We start from the raw sequence: 807 nt of genomic DNA on the forward strand, positions 1-807 counted from the left end.
CGCCGCCAGTGCCCTGGCTAGTACCACCGCCACCCTGCGATGTTCCGCCGTTATCCTTGTTGGTCTCCCCGCCAGCACCCTGACTGGTACCACCACCGCTCGGCGTGTTCTCAGTTCCACCGCCGTCCTCAGCCCCGGTGGTATAGTCATCGTATGCCACAATCTTGGTGAGCTTCTTCAGCTCAGCGTTGCTCCATGATTTTGTGTTTCTTACAATAAGATGCACGCCCTGCACGCTTGCCGCCGTCACCTTCTCCTTGCTCACCTCGCCACGCGAAGTCATACCGATGGAGAACAATCCGAGGTCGGAGAAACGGACGCTCTTGCCGTCCAGAATCAGATGCTTCAGGCAATCCAAAGTATCCATCAGCACACCGTGGATGGTACCACGGCTGTATGGAGAGTTGTGCTCGGAGATATGAGTCACGAAGTCCTCGAAACTCATCTCACGGTCGCTCACGGCAGTAGCATACCAGAGCTTCTTACCTGCGTTCTCACCTGTCTGAGGGGTACGCATAATCTTACGATACTTACTAGTTCCTTGTCCCATAATCAATCAGTTTTTAAAGGGTTAATAATTCAATTTTTTGTGGGTTACTAATTCAGTTTTTTGTCACTCATCCGATTGGCGCCTTATCTCTGAATGACGGTGCAAAGAAAGTGCAAACGAGCGCAGAGTCAAGTTTACTTGAACTATGCCGAGTGCAGCCTTTCTTCTAACGATAGTGCAAAGATACGGCTTTTTTCTGGAACCACCAAATTTCAGGGTGTGATAAGGGCCGATTTTCAGCAGCTTTCAATTTGAAA

Annotated in this window: 1 protein-coding gene; it reads right to left on the reverse strand. The window is 50.2% G+C overall.

The genetic code is table 11. The annotated features are described in order from the left end of the window. The coding region (locus DXD25_RS16390) for an HU family DNA-binding protein (RefSeq protein ID WP_233522375.1) at nt 1-550 on the reverse strand (550 nt) is incomplete at its 3' end. Nucleotides 551-807 lie beyond the last annotated feature (257 nt).

This window comes from Prevotella sp. TF12-30 (assembly GCF_003436715.1).
GTDB lineage: Bacteria > Bacteroidota > Bacteroidia > Bacteroidales > Bacteroidaceae > Prevotella > Prevotella copri_A.